Annotated in this window: 23 protein-coding genes; 3 read left to right on the plus strand and 20 right to left on the minus strand. The window is 56.6% G+C overall.

The genetic code is table 11. The annotated features are described in order from the left end of the window. Positions 1 to 2: 2 nt before the first annotated feature. The 18 genes from CL1_RS03205 to CL1_RS03290 form a co-directional block, all read right to left on the minus strand. Complete coding sequence (locus tag CL1_RS03205) at positions 3 to 734, minus strand: 30S ribosomal protein S4e (RefSeq protein WP_014788459.1); 732 nt, start codon at positions 732 to 734, stop codon at positions 3 to 5. Beyond that, positions 734 to 1,099 (minus strand): 50S ribosomal protein L24, encoded by a 366-nt coding sequence (rplX, locus tag CL1_RS03210; protein WP_014788460.1) that lies wholly within the window; start codon positions 1,097 to 1,099, stop codon positions 734 to 736. Before rplX ends, CL1_RS03205 begins: the two co-directional genes overlap by 1 nt. A gap of 10 nt (positions 1,100 to 1,109) precedes the next feature. Further along, positions 1,110 to 1,535 (minus strand): 50S ribosomal protein L14, encoded by a 426-nt coding sequence (locus CL1_RS03215; protein ID WP_014788461.1) that lies wholly within the window; start codon positions 1,533 to 1,535, stop codon positions 1,110 to 1,112. Positions 1,536 to 1,540: 5 nt separating this feature from the next. Next, entirely contained in the window at positions 1,541 to 1,876 is a 336-nt protein-coding gene (locus tag CL1_RS03220) for a 30S ribosomal protein S17 (RefSeq protein ID WP_014788462.1), read from the minus strand. Then, positions 1,873 to 2,250 carry a ribonuclease P protein component 1 gene (locus tag CL1_RS03225; RefSeq protein WP_083830184.1) on the minus strand — a complete coding sequence of 126 codons (378 nt, stop codon included), beginning with the start codon at positions 2,248 to 2,250 and terminating at the stop codon, positions 1,873 to 1,875. Before CL1_RS03225 ends, CL1_RS03220 begins: the two co-directional genes overlap by 4 nt. After that, positions 2,136 to 2,402 (minus strand): stress response translation initiation inhibitor YciH, encoded by a 267-nt coding sequence (gene yciH / locus CL1_RS03230; RefSeq protein ID WP_014788463.1) that lies wholly within the window; start codon positions 2,400 to 2,402, stop codon positions 2,136 to 2,138. Before yciH ends, CL1_RS03225 begins: the two co-directional genes overlap by 115 nt. A 36-nt stretch (positions 2,403 to 2,438) precedes the next feature. After that, the gene (gene rpmC, locus CL1_RS03235) at positions 2,439 to 2,639 is read right to left on the minus strand and encodes a 50S ribosomal protein L29 (RefSeq protein WP_014012554.1); all 201 of its coding nucleotides are present in this window, start codon (positions 2,637 to 2,639) and stop codon (positions 2,439 to 2,441) included. Beyond that, positions 2,626 to 3,258, minus strand: coding sequence for a 30S ribosomal protein S3 (locus CL1_RS03240; protein ID WP_014788464.1), 633 nt, complete (start codon positions 3,256 to 3,258; stop codon positions 2,626 to 2,628). Before CL1_RS03240 ends, rpmC begins: the two co-directional genes overlap by 14 nt. Positions 3,259 to 3,263: 5 nt before the next feature. Continuing rightward, positions 3,264 to 3,734: a 50S ribosomal protein L22 gene (gene rplV / locus CL1_RS03245; RefSeq protein WP_014788465.1), complete on the minus strand. Its 471-nt coding sequence runs from the start codon at positions 3,732 to 3,734 to the stop codon at positions 3,264 to 3,266. Positions 3,735 to 3,744: 10 nt separating this feature from the next. Continuing rightward, positions 3,745 to 4,146 (minus strand): 30S ribosomal protein S19, encoded by a 402-nt coding sequence (locus CL1_RS03250; protein ID WP_048152347.1) that lies wholly within the window; start codon positions 4,144 to 4,146, stop codon positions 3,745 to 3,747. A 5-nt stretch (positions 4,147 to 4,151) separates the two neighbouring features. Then, the gene (locus CL1_RS03255) at positions 4,152 to 4,871 is read right to left on the minus strand and encodes a 50S ribosomal protein L2 (RefSeq protein WP_014788467.1); all 720 of its coding nucleotides are present in this window, start codon (positions 4,869 to 4,871) and stop codon (positions 4,152 to 4,154) included. A 13-nt stretch (positions 4,872 to 4,884) separates the two neighbouring features. Beyond that, entirely contained in the window at positions 4,885 to 5,145 is a 261-nt protein-coding gene (locus CL1_RS03260) for a 50S ribosomal protein L23 (protein ID WP_014788468.1), read from the minus strand. 6 nt (positions 5,146 to 5,151) lie between these two features. After that, the gene (rpl4p, locus tag CL1_RS03265; RefSeq protein ID WP_014788469.1) at positions 5,152 to 5,919 is read right to left on the minus strand and encodes a 50S ribosomal protein L4; all 768 of its coding nucleotides are present in this window, start codon (positions 5,917 to 5,919) and stop codon (positions 5,152 to 5,154) included. A gap of 10 nt (positions 5,920 to 5,929) precedes the next feature. Beyond that, entirely contained in the window at positions 5,930 to 6,973 is a 1,044-nt protein-coding gene (locus tag CL1_RS03270; protein ID WP_014788470.1) for a 50S ribosomal protein L3, read from the minus strand. 1 nt (position 6,974) lies between these two features. Beyond that, positions 6,975 to 7,745: a putative RNA uridine N3 methyltransferase gene (locus CL1_RS03275; RefSeq protein WP_014788471.1), complete on the minus strand. Its 771-nt coding sequence runs from the start codon at positions 7,743 to 7,745 to the stop codon at positions 6,975 to 6,977. 335 nt (positions 7,746 to 8,080) lie between these two features. Then, complete coding sequence (locus CL1_RS03280; RefSeq protein WP_014788472.1) at positions 8,081 to 9,223, minus strand: RNA ligase; 1,143 nt, start codon at positions 9,221 to 9,223, stop codon at positions 8,081 to 8,083. Positions 9,224 to 9,339: 116 nt separating this feature from the next. Continuing rightward, positions 9,340 to 9,888 carry a 50S ribosomal protein L16 gene (locus tag CL1_RS03285; RefSeq protein WP_014788473.1) on the minus strand — a complete coding sequence of 183 codons (549 nt, stop codon included), beginning with the start codon at positions 9,886 to 9,888 and terminating at the stop codon, positions 9,340 to 9,342. A 90-nt stretch (positions 9,889 to 9,978) separates the two neighbouring features. After that, positions 9,979 to 11,145: an MFS transporter gene (locus CL1_RS03290; RefSeq protein WP_014788474.1), complete on the minus strand. Its 1,167-nt coding sequence runs from the start codon at positions 11,143 to 11,145 to the stop codon at positions 9,979 to 9,981. Positions 11,146 to 11,309: 164 nt separating this feature from the next. Here CL1_RS03290 and CL1_RS03295 point away from each other — a divergent pair, with 164 nt between their 5' ends. After that, the gene (locus CL1_RS03295) at positions 11,310 to 12,464 is read left to right on the plus strand and encodes a pyridoxal-phosphate-dependent aminotransferase family protein (protein ID WP_014788475.1); all 1,155 of its coding nucleotides are present in this window, start codon (positions 11,310 to 11,312) and stop codon (positions 12,462 to 12,464) included. Between the two features lie 29 nt (positions 12,465 to 12,493). Continuing rightward, a complete protein-coding gene (locus CL1_RS03300; RefSeq protein WP_014788476.1) occupies positions 12,494 to 13,279 on the plus strand; it encodes a hypothetical protein in 786 nt (261 codons plus the stop codon). Here the strand turns inward: CL1_RS03300 and CL1_RS03305 are convergent. After that, entirely contained in the window at positions 13,272 to 13,853 is a 582-nt protein-coding gene (locus CL1_RS03305; RefSeq protein ID WP_014788477.1) for a Flp pilus assembly complex ATPase component TadA, read from the minus strand. The genes CL1_RS03300 and CL1_RS03305 overlap by 8 nt on opposite strands. A 193-nt stretch (positions 13,854 to 14,046) precedes the next feature. On the opposite strand from CL1_RS03305, the gene CL1_RS03310 reads away from it, so the two are divergent. After that, a complete protein-coding gene (locus tag CL1_RS03310; protein ID WP_394295198.1) occupies positions 14,047 to 14,955 on the plus strand; it encodes an asparagine synthetase A in 909 nt (302 codons plus the stop codon). Positions 14,956 to 14,975: 20 nt separating this feature from the next. Here the strand turns inward: CL1_RS03310 and CL1_RS03315 are convergent, their stop codons facing one another. Then, the gene (locus CL1_RS03315) at positions 14,976 to 16,358 is read right to left on the minus strand and encodes an ATP-binding protein (protein WP_014788479.1); all 1,383 of its coding nucleotides are present in this window, start codon (positions 16,356 to 16,358) and stop codon (positions 14,976 to 14,978) included. Positions 16,359 to 16,387 lie beyond the last annotated feature (29 nt).

The following is a 16,387-nucleotide window of genomic DNA, read 5'->3' on the forward strand; positions in this document are numbered from 1 at the left end:
CCTCACGGAAGGGAAATCTCCGGCTTGTCCTTACCAACGACGAAGGCGTACTCCTTCAGGGTATCGAAGAGCTCGCCGTTCTCGTCCTCGATGGTGACGACGTCCGGCCAGCCCATCGGGAACTGCCTGACCTCGACGACCTTACCCTTCCTCGCGACGTTCTTACCCTGGGTAACGAAGACGTAGGCACCGACCTCGAACGGGAGAACTTCGATGACCTCCCTGTCGGGGACCTTCATGAGGACGGTGTAGGCGGTCATGTACTTGTCCTTCTCGTCGATGGTGACCAGGTGGTTGCTTCCGTCGTGGAGGTTGAGCTGAACCTTGGCTCCCTTGACCATGCGCTTGTTGCTTATCCTGAGCGGCTTGATGTTGGCTTCCTTCTCGCTTATCGGGTGGAGTATGAGCTTACCGATCCTGTTCGGAAGAACCCTGTAGTGCTCGCCGGTCTCGGGAATAGAGATGACGTCCATGATTCCGACCGGGAACTTGTAGTCCTTCCTAACCCTGCCATCAACGAGTATCTTGCCCTCGTTGAGTATCTTCCTAGCCTCGCGGGCGGTCCTGGCGTAGCCGAGGTAGTCCCTCACGATGTAGAGCAGGGGTATCGAGGTCTTCATACTGTGCGGACCCGGCCTCGGCCTGACCGCCCACTTGTAGGCCTTCCTGTGTATATACCACTGATTGGGAGCGGCAAGCCTCTTAAGGTGCCTCTTGGCTCCTTTCCTCGCCATCAACCAGCCCTCCTATTAATTATCTTCTCTCTCCTCTCATCGTCGAGGTTGAGCTCGATTATCATAACGTTCGACGGGTGGAGCGGGTAGAACACCTCGGTCCCGTCGGTCCTCTTCTGGGTGACGCCCTCAACGTGTATCCTGTACCTCTTGAGGTCAACCTCAACGACCTTTCCTTCCTTGCCCTTGAAGTCGCCGCGCATAACGCGAACCTTGTCGCCCTCCCTAATGGGCATGCTCCTGATGCCGTACTTGTTCCTGAGCTCCTTGCTCAGGGTAGCGGCCATTATCTTGCTCCTAAGGTGAAGGGGAGCGTTGTAGAGGAACTTCCTCTGCTTCCTCGGCTGCCTGGTCTTCAACTCCATCTTTCTCACCTCACAACACTATGCTCGCTATGCTGCCGAGCCTGACCCAGCGCTCGGCGGCCTCCCTGGCTATGGCACCTCTAATCTCGGTTCCCCTCGGAACACCCTCAGGGGTAACTATCGCTGCCGCGTTGTCCTCGAACTTGACGCGCATGCCGTCAAGGCGCCTGTATTCCTTCCTCTGCCTGACAATAACCGCCCTGACGACCTGGTGCCTGATGTCGGGCCTTCCCTTCTTGACGGTGGCGACGACCATGTCGCCGACTCCAGCGCTAGCGAGCCTCCTCCTGGTGCCCTTGTAGCCGACGACGCCGATTATCTGGATGACCTTGGCGCCGCTGTTGTCGGCAACCTTGAGGTAAGCACCTATTGGGAGAGCGCGGGTCGGCCTGACTGGACTAATTCCTCTCGTAGCACCTGCACCCTTCTTCGCCATTCATATCACCTCTCGCCAGCCCTCTTGGTAACGGCAACGACGACCCAGCTCTTGGTCTTGCTTATCGGCCTGGTCTCGGCTATGAGGACCCTGTCACCGACCCTGGCGTTTATGCACTCGGGGTTGTGAGCGTGAACCTTGCTCCTCCTGAGCTCATACCTCTCGTACTTCTTGAGGTAGTGGTAGTGCTGCCTCTCGACGACGACGGTCTTCTTGCCCTTGTCGCTGACGACTATTCCCTCGAAGTACCTGCCGTGTATCTTGAGGTGCCCGTGCCAGGGGCAGTGGGGATCGTCACACTTCTCAGCGGGAGGCTGAACCTTCAATCCAATCTCTCTCATTTTCGCCACCTCTTCTTCAATCTCATCTCGGGTCTTCCAATCAGCTCTTTTCCGTTGATCCGGATTCTCTTATCGCCAACCTCAAACTCGAGCTCCACCACGTCCTTCGGGATAACCCAGACCCTCTCACCGCCGATGGTGAGGGTGTTCCTAGTCTCGTCAAGGACGTAGCCCTCGATGCCAACCAGCTCTGGATGAGATGCCCTTATAATTTTTGCTTTCAGCCCTATAAGCTCGCTCCAGATTATGTTTTTCTGGTTCACTCGACCTCTATGAGCTCCTCTGAAAACCCAAGGTCTGCGAGCAATTTCTTGACCCTTTCTCTGTGGTCGCCCTGGAGTTCTATCCTTCCCTTCTTTACAGTCCCACCGCATGCCAGCTTCGCCTTCAGCTTCTTTGCTATGTCCTCGAGGTCAAACTCCTTCTCGTCTATGCCCTCGATTATGGTTTTAAGCTTTCCGTATCTGGCCTTCTCGATGTAGACCCTAATCCTCTGTTGCTCCTTCAGGACCTCCTTAAAGAGCATCTCATCCAGAGGGTTAACAATCCTTGGCACCGAACCTCACCTTTTCTCCCTAAGCTTCTCCTTCTTTATGGTAAGCAGGCGCGCTATGTCGCGCCTGAGGTTCCTTATGACCATGGGGTTCTCGATGGAGGCCCCCATGGTGAGCACACCCCTCTCCTTGGCAAGCTCGAGGCGGAGCTCCCTGAGCTTCTTGTCTATCTCCTCAATGCTCATCTCCCTAATCTCACTCGGCTTCATTGGTGCTCACCTCTTCCTCCTGAACCTTCTCAAGGACCTCAATCTCGTCCGGGAGCTTGGCGTCGGGCGGCATGATGGAGACCTTGACACCTATGACACCGAGCTTGAGCTTGGCCTGGGCGTAGCCCTTGCTGACGAGGGTCTCGGCCGGGTTGCCAACCTTGGCGAGGTAGCCCTGGTAGAAGCGGACGCTCTTTGCCCTCTCTCCGGTGAGCTTTCCGCTCAGGCGAATCTCAACGCCCCTTGCACCGTTCCTCATGATGGCCCTGATTGCTGAATAGGCAGCCCTCCTGAAGTGGACGCCCCTCTCGAGGGCCTGAGCCAAGCGAACCGCCTGAACTTTGGCGTTGAGGTAGGGGTTCTTTATTTCCTCAACCTCAATCTGCGGGTTCTCAAGGCCGAACTGCCTCTCAAGGATCCTGGTGAGCTCCCTGATGCGCCTTCCACCTCTGCCTATGACGTAGCCGGGGTTGGCGGCGAAGATGGTGACCTTGGTTCCAAGGGGAGTCTTCTTGATGTCTATTCCACCGTAGCCCGCCCTGCGGAGCTCCTTCTCAAGGTACTCGTCGATGAGCATCTCCTTAACGCCTTCCTTGATGAAGTATCTCTCGATCGCCAAAAGTCTCACCTCCTAACTTCCTCAACGACTATCTCGATGTGGGTGGTCTGCTCGTTGAACGGCGTGGCTCTGCCGAAGGCCCTCGGTATGTAACCCCTGAGGACGGGCCCCCTGTGTGCCGCGGCGTGGATTATCCTGAGCCTGTCCGGGTCGAGGCCCTTCTGCTCGGCGTTGTTCTTGGCGTTGAGGAGGACCTTCTTAACGGCCTTGGCGACCTTGACCGGGTAGCGTCCCGGACCGAAGCCCTTGCCCGGCTTGTGGCCCTGGCTGTCGTTGAAGCGCCTCATCGGAACCGGCCTTCTAAGGTTTATGACGTCGTCGAGGTAGCGGAGAGCGTCGTTGAGCATCATGCCCCTTATCTCCCTGAGGAGCTCGACGCTGTGCTTGGGGGATATCCTGAGATCCCTTCCGCTGGCGCGAGCCATTCTATCTGGGTCAAAATTTTGGAATGAGTAGGAAAACCTGCCCCTGCTCATCTAAACCACCTCACTTGACCGCCACGAACATCGATGACCTGGTCGCACCGACACCCGGCGAGCCGTGCTGGACGATCTTCCTCGTGAGGGCGAACTCGCCGAGGTAGTGGCCTATCATCTCCTCCTTGATCTCAATCGGGACGAACTCCTTTCCATTGTAGACGTGTATGGTAATGCCGACCATCTCGGGGAGTATGACCATGTCCCTGCTGTGGGTCCTTATGGGCTTCTTGTACTTGCCCTTCTTGGCGAGCCTTATCTTCCTCAGGAGCTTCTTCTGCTCCGGGGAAAGACCGCGCTTGAGGCTTCTCCTCTGCCTGGCCGGGAGGAGCTTGGCGAAGTCCTCCAGTGACATGTTGAGCAGTTCCTCGAAGGTGTAACCCCTATACCTGAACTCCTTCTTTCTCGCCATCTTCATCACTTCCTCCTACCCGTTCTTCTCGCGGCTATGTGACCGACCTTCCTTCCGGGCGGAGCGCGCCTCGAAACGGTGCTCGGCCTTCCTATGTGGTGCTCCTTACCACCGTGCGGGTGGTTCACCGCGTTCATCTTGACACCCCTCGGCTTCGGCCAGAACCTGTTCCTGGCCTTGGCTATGTAGTAGGCCTTGCCCGCCTTGACGATTGGCTTCTCGAGCCTTCCACCGCCGGCGACGACACCTATGGTGGCCCTGCACTCGGGCTTGAACTGCTTGAGCTCACCGCTCGGAAGCTGGACTATGACCTTGTCCTTCTCCCTGCTGACGACGAGCGCGTAGGCACCTCCAGCGCGGACGTACTTGCCGCCATCGCCCGGAACACCCTCGATGTCGTAGACGTAGCTTCCCTCAGGTATCATCGCGAGCGGAAGGGTGTTGCCTATCTTTATCGGGGCGTTCGGGCCTATCGCTATCTCCTCGCCAACGAGGAGTCCCTCGGGGGCGATGATGAGCTTCTCCATACCGTTCTCGAACTTGACGCGGGCGACCGGAGCGGTCCTGCCCGGGTCGTGGAGTATCTCGACGACCTTGCCGACGAGGGTCTTCTCCTTGGTAATGTTGAGTGGAACGTACCTGACGGCACCCCTGTATCTATGGGAAGGGGCCCTAAAGGTCGTGGTTCCCTTACCTCTCCTCTGCTGGATCAAACTCTTTCCCATCTCACTCACCCCGTCAGAACAATCCTATCCTTGCGGCAACCTCACTTGCGCTGTACTCAGGCTTGAGCTTCACGTAGGCCTTCTTCTCTCCCCTCATGGTTATGAGGGTGTTGACCTTCTCGACCTTGACCTCGAACATCTCTTCCACGGCCCTCTTGATGTCCTGCTTGGTGGCTCTCCTGTCAACTATGAAGGTGAGCTTGTTCTCGTTCTCTATCATCGCCACGGCCTTCTCCGTGACGACCGGCTTGATGATGACCTTGTACGGATCCATCTCTCATCACCCGTAAATCTCCCTAAGCCTCTCTATGGCTCCCTTCGTCCATATGGTGAGCCTTCCGGGGTGGGTTCCCGGGGCGAGGAGCTCGGCACTGAGGTTCTCAACGGTGACCACGTCAACGCCGGGGTGGTTCCTCGCGCCCTGGACGATGCCCTCGTTCTTGGCAACGACGATGAGCGGGCCCTTGGCCTTCTTGTAGCGCCTTCCGCGCATCTTACCCTTACCGGCCCTTATCTTGGTGTTCCTCTTGGCCCTCTCGATGTCGTCCCAGACGCCGAGCTTCTTGAATATCTCCCTGGTCTGGGCGGTCTTGAAGACCTTCTCGAGGTCGTCGGTGACCACTATCGGAACCTGCGGGACGTTGTCAACGATGTGACCCCTGGCCCTGACGAGGTCGTAGTTGGCCGTAGCCGCTATCGCGCTCATTATGGCGAGCCTGCGCTCCTTCTTGTTGATGTCCTCCCAGATGATCTTCTCGACCTTGGGCGGGTGGGTTCTCCTTCCACCCCTCGCGAACGGCACGAAGGCGGCAAACCTCGGGGAGGTCTTTATCCTCTCAACCCTGGCCATTCCGTGGCCCTTGCCTATGTTCTCGGTGACCCTTCTCTTGCCGGCCATCGGGTCCCTGCCCTGGGGCTGTATCCTGTGGGTCCAGGAAGCGATGACGGCACGCCTGATGAGGTCGGGCCTGTAAGGAGTGCTGAAGACCTTTGGAAGCTCTATCTCCTCCACCGGCTCGCCTTCGAGATTGAAAACCTTAACCTTCATCTATCTCACCTCACTGCTTGGACTCCCTACTGACGTAGGTTATCTGCGGCCTCTCAACGGGCGGCTTCTTCTTCGGCGGCCTTATGGCAGGCCTGACCCTGATGATCCTCTTGAAGGAACCAGGCACGGTGCCCTGTATCATGAGGAAGTCGCTCCTTATTATTCCGTAGTGCGGGAAGCCTCCCTTCGGGGTGATCTCGATCTCGTTCTTCTCGTCGAGCTTGAGCTTGCCGTTCTCGCCTATGGCTATGAGTCTCTTGTTGAACTCGGTCCTGTGGTGGAAGCCCATCTGGCCCGCCTGCGGGACGGTCCACATGACCCTGGTCGGGTGCCACGGGCCGAGGTTACCGATGTGCCTGCCCTTTCCAGCGCGCTGGGCCTTGTGGAACTGTATCTTGACACCCCAGCGCTTGACCGGGCCCTGGGTTCCCTTGCCCTTGGTCACCGCTATGACGTCGAGTAGCTCGCCCTCGTGGAGAACCTCGCTCGCGCGGAGCTCCTTGCCGATCTTCTCCTTGGCGTAGTCGAACTTGGCCCTGACGTCGTCGCCACCGATGGCGTACTCCATGACCTCGGGCTTCTTCTTGAGCTTGATGAGCCACGGCTGGGTGTGGACGAGAAGGCGGACGTCAACTATCTCGCCGTCGTTGACGAGATCCTCAAGCTGGCCGAGCTTGGCCTTGAAAGCCTCCTCGTCGTAGTTCTTCGGCAGGGTCTTTATGCGCCTCCTAACGTAATCGTTGAGCTCGTGGAACCAGACCTCGGTGGCCGTTTCAAGTCCGAGGTAGCCCTGCCTGTAGGCCCTGATGCCGTAGACGAAGAGCGGCGGGACCTCGACTACCGTGACCGGCATGAATATCTCCTTGCCCTTGGTGAGTCCTGGTCTGTCGTCTATCATAAGGACGTGGGTCATGCCGGCCTTGTAGCCGGCGAAACCAAGCATCCTGACCTCACTGTCCTGCGGCCACTTTCTGATTCTCGGGACTATGCTCTTGGCCCTCTTTCTTGGGGAGTAAGCCAGTGAACCTCTCCTTGGCCTGTGTATTTTTCCCATCTCAATCCCTCCTTATGAGATTAAACACCGCGAGTGTAGCGAGGAGTGCCTCCTCGGTGCGGACTGTTTTAGTCCGCTGATTTGGAACGGTGTTGAGGATTAGATCAAAGTCATATTCCTCCTCGCCGAGGAGCTCCATCACGCCCTTCCTCGGTGAGCCGAAGACGAATCCGACCTCCCCCTCGAGCGGGGGAAGCTTCACCTCCCTGACGTCGCGACCCCTCCTTGAGGTCGCGATGGTCAGATCCAGCCTGGCCTTTTTAAGTGTTTTTGCCAGTGACTTCCTCGTGAGATGCACCCTGTATCCCCAGTACTTCTCTGGCTTCGCGGGCACTACCCTGAGCGGCCTTACCGAGACGATTCTGAAGGTTGTGCGCCCTTCAACGTCCCCCTCCACCAGGGCGAGCTCGTCGAGGCCGATGTCCGCGTAGACCCTTCTGCCCTTCCGGAAGGCGAAGCCCTCGCGGATTTCCCCAACCCTGGGCTTGCCTTTGAGCTTGTGGTGGGGCGTCCTCAGCGGCGGGATAACGCCGACGTACCTGAGCTCGGGCATCAGCGGGAACAGCCTCTTCCTGAGGTACTGGGGCGTTTCCGCGTACTCCAGGATCGTCTTGATGAACCTCCCGTCCCTGCCGCCCGCCCTGTATATCCAGACGTGCTCGACGCCGAATATCGCGCAGCTCCTGGCTATCTGTCCAACCTTGTACGTCCTGATTTTTGGGTCGTCGGTTTCCTCGAGGAGCGAATCGGGAATGAAGACGTGCCAGGCCATTTTTCCGTCATCCTTCGCTGTGCTAACTTCAACGCTGAAGTGGGGTCTATGGAGACTATTTAAAAGGCTTTCGAACCCTTCCACCCTTTTTTGGTGTTGATGGTGTGAAACTTTTTTGCAAAGCAGACTTCACGTTGTGAAGAGCCACAGGCTTTTGGCGGAATTTACAGAAGCAACCGTTGTCCCAACAGCTCCCCTGCCAGGAAGATGTTTCAAAGCTTATAATATGGGGCAAAAATGTGTAAACTCAACTTGTATCCCCACGAGTAGCTTGCGGGGGTACAAGTTAAAATAAAGATTATCTTCCCCGGGATAATCTTCACTCAGATAATATCTCAGTCCACAAACGCCAAACCATTCCACAGCTCCCTCATCTCCCGCGTGGCGTCGGGATAAACGCGCTTGAAGGTTATCTTCCAGTAGCCGTTCTTCAGGTCCTCGATGTCCTCGATGTGTATCCTGACCCCAAGCCTCTCGAAGTGGGTCACCATCTTATGTGCGGTGCTGATGCTCTTCACCCGCACCGTGAAGACCTCCTCGACCTCGCCGCCGCTGGCAACCTCGTGGATGCTCTCGACGAAGGGCCCTAGGAGGGCCTTTCCAAGGGCCCTGGCGTACCCGTCGAACTCCTCCCCCTTCACCTTCCTCTCGGCCAGGTAAAAGGCGAGGCGTTTAATCCTCCCCATGAAGTAACCATGAGGAAGGTCAAAGAATATGTGGGAGCCTATCCTGATGTCGTTTATGTTGGCGTAGGGGGTGACGTATTTCGCGATTCTCTTCATGTCGGGTGTTTTCATGACGATGCCCTCCCTCCTCTCGCGGCTGAGCCTCTCGATTAGCTCGTACAGCTCGTCGATTTTCGAGCGGTCGTAGACGCCGAAGGTCTCAACGTGCTCGATACCGTACTCCTCAGCCAACTTGAGCCTCTCCTCCACTGGAAGGCTCCGCCCCGTTCCCTTCTCCTGTATGTCAAAGAGGAAGAACCGGATGTCCTCCTTAACGTATGGGGGTCCCTCGACAATGTACGGACTCTCCGGTCCGGCCATCTCTCCCGCCAGGACGAGGTTCGGGTAGTCCCTGAAGAACTCCTCGTTCACGAAGTCGAGTATTCTCTCCGTCGTGAAGGGGCAGACAAAACCACCCCTCGTGAGGGCAAGAATCTTATCCTTCACCTTCACGACGCGCACGTTGTAGCCGTCCACCTTCTCTTCGACGTAGAAGGGTCTGCCCTTGAAGACTCGCCTTATTCCGTTCTCCAGCTGAACGATGCGCTTTATGTGGGGGAAGCCCAAAACAACGTCGCCGTTCTCAAAGACCACCGTCCCGCGCCGGAAGCCCCTGGCGGAGTCGCGGAAGCGAACGTACCTGATGCCCCCAAATTCGTCCTCAACTATGCCGCCCTTGCCCTCCAGAACGTTAAGGCGCTCCTCCGGGACGCCGAGCTTGAGGAGCATGGCCTTAAAGTCGGAACTTACCATCGTCCCACCGACCTAATTTGGACGGCATCGTTAATAATCATTATGAGTATATGACAAACGCACACCAATCCTGGAATCACAACAGAGAAAAGGGCAAGATAATAGGGAAAAATGATTCAGCGCTTCATCGTGGAGAGGACCTTGGTGGTGACGTCGTTGCCTTCCTTGTCGTATATCCTGAAGTAAGCGCTGTAGGGGAGCTTCATCTTGGCCCTGTGCATGGCACCGAGGGCAAACTTGAGGTGGTTCTCGTTCACCCAGACGGTGAGTATCTTCTGGTCCTTCTTGACGCGGGCGGCAAGGCCAATCGGCTTTCCGAAGGGCCTGCGCATACCGTTTCCGTAACGGTCGGCCTTTCTTCCGGTTGCCATAGGGTTCTCCCTAAGCACCTGGAACGGGTAAACGCGGATCTTGAAGTGGTAGTTGCTCCTTCCGACGTTCTTCTGGAGGTACCTGTTCACCTGGATACGAATGGCCTCAAGGGCGTTCTGCCTTATCTGCATGGCCTGCTCGGCGTGAAGGCTGACCTCGTATTCAAACTCGGCTGAGAGGTTGCCCATGTCGAAGATCGTTATCTTCGGTCCGGGCGCGCCGCGTATGTACTCCCTCCTCGTGTAAGCGGGCTTATCAACGTCCCTATCAATCTTGGCTGGTCTCAGTCCCATTATCTCACCTCCAAATGAGCGTAAGCTAAGCCTAAACTTAGCTTGACCTCGCTTTTATAAAAGTTTTGGAGCGCTTGCTCTCATCAGGGATTATTTGCCACGACCTTTAAGCTTAACGCTCTGCCAGAGCAGTGCCACTGACACCGGAAGAAACGCCAGCAGGGCGAGGTTGAGCGTTACAGCACCGTGGAGCTCGCCGAGGGAATAGGCAAAGCCGAAGAGCATGCCGCCTAGGAAGGTCGATAGGTTCTGAACCGCGTTTACCCCTCCTATCGCGAGGGAGGAGCGGTGGTAGGAAGCGAGAACCTTTCTCGATATCGGCCTGAAGCTCTGGAAGGCAAAGAGAGCAAGGAATATCCCCAGGAAAACCGTAGGAGCTGTCTTCACGGCCGCCAGAAGCGGAGAAACCGCCGCCATAATGGAGGTGAGCAGGACCATTCTCCTCTCGCTCCTGACGTCGGCGAGCCAGGAAGCGAAGTAGCTCAGCATCGCGGAGAGAAAGCCAGCCCAGCCGATGAGCGTGGCCGTCCTTGCCTTCTCCAGCCCGAGGGCCTCGGAGACGTAGACGTAGGTTATCTCGCCGGAGGTGAAGGCAACTATTACCGCCATCAGCGATGCGATTATCAAAATCCTCTTCGGGTCGAGGCTCGGCCCCTCTCCACCGGGGGTTTCCTTTCTCCTCGGCGTTATCAGCCCGTAGAGGAGAGCGTAGCTGGCAACCATTATCAGGCCAGTGAGGACAAAGAAGACCGAGGAAATCCACATCTGGCCTCCAAGTCCCAGGTCTATGGTGTAGGCGTAGACGTAGTTCCCGAGGAGGGAGGCTATGCTCCCGAAGAAGAAATACACGGCAGTTACCCTCGCCCTTATCTCCTTGGGTGTGGCAACGGCTATTACAAACTGCGCCATCGGCCAGCTCAGACCGTTGAGGAAGCCGTTCAGGAGCTTTATCCCGGCGACCTGAAGCCAGCTCGAGGTGAGGGGGTAGAGCTGAACGGCTATTGCATTTCCCATCATGGCAATGGCCCCTATGTAGACGAGCCTTTTCCCCCTCTCGAGGAACCATCCCCCGAATATCGACGAAAATGCCCTCGCGAGCACGAAGGACATCGAGACTATCGAGATTGAGAGCATGGAAGCCTGGAGCACGTCACGGGTGTAGAAGGCTATCGCAGGCGTTGCCAGGCGGAAGGCTATCGTCCCCGTGAAGGCCGAAATGATGAGCAGGACTATCCCAGCCAGGCGTCTCCGTTCCATCAGACCACCTTCTAAGCGTTAGGGCGTAGCTTTTAAAAGTCTTAGTAGGGTTGAAAACTTTTCATTTATGTTCACGGGCAACGGAAAAAGCTTCAGAAACCCCCCGCAAAGCCTGGGAGAACCCTTTTATAGATCCCGGCTCAACTCCCGCCGAGGTGATGTTGATGGAACTCAGGTTCGAAATGGAGTATGAAGAAGCCTACAGGGAGCTGTACGAGCTCGTCAAGCCAAAGTACAAGCTCTTCACCGCCGGACCCGTTGCCTGCTTCCCCGAGGTTCTCGCGATAATGAGCGTCCAGATGTTCAGCCACCGCTCTGCTGAGGCAAAGGCCGTTCACGTTGACACCCTTGAGAGGCTCAGGAAGTTCCTTGAAGCTGAGAAAGGCGAGATAATACTCTTCCCCAGCTCCGGTACAGGCTTCATGGAGGCCGCGGTCAGGAACACGGTTCCTCACGGCGGAAAAGTTCTCGTCACCGTCATTGGCGCCTTCGGAAAACGCTTTGCAGACGTCGTCGAGGCCAATGGAAGGAGAGCGATAATCCTCGAGAAGGAGCCGGGAAAAGCTATCAAGCCGGAGGAGCTCGACGAGGCTTTGAGAAAGAACCCCGACGTCGTTGCGGTAACCATAACCTACAACGAGACCTCGACCGGCGTGCTGAACCCGCTCCCCGAGCTGGCAAAGGTCGTCCACGAGCACGACAAGCTGCTCTTCGTCGACGCTGTTTCCGCGATGGGCGGTGCAGACATAAAGTTTGACGAGTGGGGCCTCGACATGATATTCGCCAGCTCGCAGAAGGCCTTCGGCGTCCCGCCGGGGTTAGCTGTTGCTGCCGTCAGCGAGAGGGTCTTTGAGATAGCGGAGAAGATGCCCGAGCGCGGCTGGTACTTCGACCTTCCGCTCTACAAGAAGTTCAACGAGAAAAAGAAGGGAACGCCCTCAACTCCGCCGCTCCCGCAGGTGTTTGGTCTCAACGTCGTGCTCCGCATTGTTGAGAAGATGGGCGGCAAAGAGGCTTGGCTCGACATGTACAGGAAGAGGAGCGAGATGATACGCGAGGGAGTCAAGGAGATGGGGCTTGGGATACTCGCCGAGCCCGGCTACGAGAGCCCGACCATTACAGCCGTCGTCGTCCCCGAAGGAATGAAGGGTGTCGACGTCTACAACGCGATGCGCGAGCGCGGCTTCGAGCTGGCCAAGGGCTACGGAAGCGTCGCCGAAAGAACCTTCCGCATTGGAAACATGGGCTACATGACCTTCGAGGACATCGAGGAAATGCTCGCCAACCTCCGCGAGGTCATAGAAAAGCTTAAGGGCTGAGCCCCTTTCCCTTTATTCCAGTGAGGGGCATGATATCGAAGAGATGGATAACCACGTGGCTCGTTCTCAACTTCCTCATATTCTGGTTCGTCGGCTTAGCTTCGAGCGGCTACTCCATGGAGGGCTACCTGCCCGGAGAAAGCGACAAGGTAGATCAGTACACCCCCGTTGTCTACACCGCCCCGGACGACAAGCCCGTCGGAATCCTCTACATGGTGGACTACGACGGCGTCATCTACTATTACATCGTCTGGGAGGACGAGTACTTCAGCAACTCGCTCATAGACAAGCTCTACCGCTTCTTCCGCGGCCTCGTCTACGGCGGGGCGACGCAGGACATAGAGGTAGTAAAGGTGAACCCGGACAATGGAACCTTCTACTTCCAGACCTACGGACACACCAACGTCAACGGACAGCTCCTCGATAATGGCAGCTGCCTCTGGATCGAGGAGAACACGGTCGTCCCCGACTGCGCCGTCAACGGAACGCACGTGAAGGTCTACGTGGTTACCTGGAACCACATGCTGTCCCTCCTGCCCGAAAACGGGACGGAGAGGGTCGTGCTCCCCATGAGGCACATGACCCCGGACGACTACGTTGCCCTCGGAATGTTCAGGAGAACCCAGTACTCGATGGCCGGCATAACCTTCGACTCCCTCTTCCTGGCCATAGTGGCGACCCTGGCATTCAACGGGGTGATGTTCGCGGCCTGGAGGAAGGGCTACTTTACAAGAGAACGGCAGAGGAAGGTCAGAAACGAAATCCATAACGGCTGGGGAAAGGTAAAGGAGTGGCTGAAAGGACGCTCTAAATAACGGGCCTGAGCTCCCCGTTCTTTACCTCATAGATGCGGTTTATGCTCTTTCTGCCTGTCCTGAAGTCCCTCTTGAGCTCGACGACTATGTCGAACTTGTCAAAGGTCTCGTCGTCTATGCGGAGCCAGTGCTTAACCTCGCCCTTTATGTCGTCGGTCAGCGCAAGGGAGGTCACTATGAATGCGTAGTCGTCTATAAGCTCGCGGAATATCCTCGCGACATCTACCGTGTGAAGGGTGTCTATGACCACGTAGTCCGGGTTCAGTGCCTTGATTTTTGAGATGACCTTTGATGTGCGCCTCTCCAGGGGCTGGCTGTCGAACTGAGTATCCACCACAACGATGTTCGGTTTGAAGGGCTTGAACTCCCCGTAGGCGGTTATAACGGCCACCTTCCAGTCGCCGGGTATGAAGTGCATCAGCGCCTCAACCAGCTTGGTCTTTCCGGAGCGGCTGGAACCAACCACGAGGATGTCCTTCTTGGAGAGAATCGCGTTCTTCAGAACCTCAAACTGCTCCTCTGTTGCGGCGCCGTAGCGGATCAGGTCCTCAGGTGTGAATATGTACACTCCCATGCTTTACCACCATACAGGGTTCTCAGCGGGCGTTATAACGCTATCGCCGCAGGGCTTTGATGAACGTCAAACAAAGCCCAGTATACTGTCATATATCCAAAAAGGGCCGGAATTAAATGTCATATCTTGCCCAAAATCCAAAAGTTTTTGCACAAAGGCCATAAAGGAAAAAGTCAGTGACAGAAATCAGGTGATAAACATGAACGCTCTCCAAATTGTGACCAGAAAAATTGAACCAGTTATGGAAGTTCAGACGAGAATGGTTGACTATATGACAAGATACATGGTGAGCCAGGGCTTCAAGTGGCTCCTTCCGGTCATGCTCAGCTCCATAACCGACCCCCTCTGGCCGGATCCAGCGGCGGAAGAGGCGCTGAAGCCGCCCGAAGTCGAGGTCTATGGTTCCAGGCTGAGGCTGACCCACAGCATGATACTCCACAAGCAGATGGCAGTTGCGATGGGCATCGATAGGCTCTTCGTCCTCTCGCCCAACATCAGGCTTGAAGGTCGCTCGGCAGACGACGGCAGGCACGCCTACGAGTTCACCCAGCTGGACTTTGAGATGGCCTATGCAAGTATGGACGATGTGATGGGGCTCATCGAGGGTCTTATAAGCGGACTGTTCAAGGAGGCCAGGGGCTGGGGCCTCGAGAGGGAGGTGCCCAGGGTCAGGCCGCCCTTCAAGCGCTTCACGCTGGAGGAGATAAAGGCGGAGTTCGGAGATGAGGACGAGGCCAGCAGGGTTATGAAGGAACCTTTCTGGGTCACGGACATCGAAAGGGAGTTCTACGACAGGGAGGACCCGGAAAGACCCGGCCACTTCAGGAACTACGACCTCTACCTGCCGGAGGGCTACGGTGAAGTTTCGAGCGGCGGCGAGAGGGAGTGGGAGTACGAGGTCATCGTCAGGAAGATGAAGAGAGCCGGCATAAGCCTCGATGCTTTCAGACCCTACCTGGAGGTGGCCAAAGCCGGCCTGCTGAGGCCGAGCGCCGGGGCAGGAATTGGCGTCGAGAGGCTGATCCGCTACATGGTGGGGGCAAAGCACATAGCCGAGGTTCAGCCGTTCCCGAGGATTCCGGGCGTTCCGGCGGTGATCTGAGGGGCAAACGTTTCGAAAACTCAGAGCCCCTCCGCCCCTTTCAGCCTTTCGAAGTCCCCCAAATCCCAGGCGAAGTAGCCATCTTCCCTCAGCTTCTCTTTGTCTTTAATCCTCCTCGCCACCAAGCCATAGTTCTTCTCCCACCCATCAAGACCCACAAGCCCAGCCTTTCTTTCAAGGTCCTTCAAAATCCCACGTGCTTCCCTCTCCCTCAGGCTTTTCCACTTCACCTCCACAAACAGCGCCTTCCTCTCCCTCTCGTTCAGAGCCACTAAATCGATTTCTTCTCCTCTGTGCCACCAGCGGCCTATTTTGGTGAACCTGAACGGTAACTTTCCGGCCCTGTTCATCTCCAGGAGGAACTCCCTGGCGATGCCCTCGAAGGTGAAGCCGAGGTAGCGGTTGAAGCTCCGCTCGAAATGTTCAATAGCCACATCCGGAATGCCGAGCTCGATTTCCTCCTTGAATGGGTGGACGAAGGTGTAGTAGAAGGCAAAGTAGTTGTCCTTTATGAAGTAGCGGGAGTTCCTCCGCCTCTTCTTTGCCGTGGCCGTGACCGGCAGTTCCCTCCCAACGATGCCGAGGTTTATCAGTATGCTCAGGTAGCGGGTCAGCTTCGAGCCGTCAATTTCCGTCGCGGTCTTCAGCTCGTTGAATGAGCGGTAGCCGTAGCTTATTGCCTCAAGTATCGTGTTGTAGGTGCTCAAATCCCTGAGCTCGTAGCGGAGCAGGTACTCAGCTTCCTCGTAGAGAAAACCCCTGCCAAAGAACTCTCTCCGTACGTTCTCTTCAGGCGGAAGCGAGGGGTCGAGGCGGAGGAGGTACTCCGGAACACCGCCCACCGCGCCGTAAACCTTGACGTCATCTTCGAGGCTGTAACCCGGGAAGAACTCCCCCACGTGGCGGAACTTTAAGGGCTGAACCTTCAGGGAGAGCGTCCTCCTGCCGTAGATCGGGCTCCCGTAGGAGGTCAGCTCCTCCATCATCGAGACGCTTGAGCCGCAGAGGACAAGGCTGCCCTTCCCCCCGAAGTCCCAGTACTCCTGCAGGACGCCGAGGATTCTCGGGTGGTTCCTGACCAGCACCTGAAACTCGTCGAATATCACCACGACTCCTTCGGGAAGCCGCTCAAAAAACTCCTCGAAGGAGCTGACCGGGTGTCTGAGGAGAGAGTCATCCCCCGTCAGCGAGAAGAGCTTTGCGTTGAGGGACTTTAAGGTTTCCCTCGGCTCTTCCTCCTTGCACAGGTGGTAGAGGGTTTCGAAGCCCTTCGAGGCCTCGATGAGAAGCCGCGTCTTCCCGACTCGCCTCCTTCCGTAGACCACAATGAGGGCGCCCCTTTCAAATGCCCTCCGCAGGGTCGCGATTTCCTCCTCCCTGTCAACGAACTTTTGCGTAATCATGATTATATAATCGTCATTATGCTATTTAA

Origin of the sequence: Thermococcus cleftensis (assembly GCF_000265525.1) — an archaeon.
Classification (GTDB): domain Archaea; phylum Methanobacteriota_B; class Thermococci; order Thermococcales; family Thermococcaceae; genus Thermococcus; species Thermococcus cleftensis.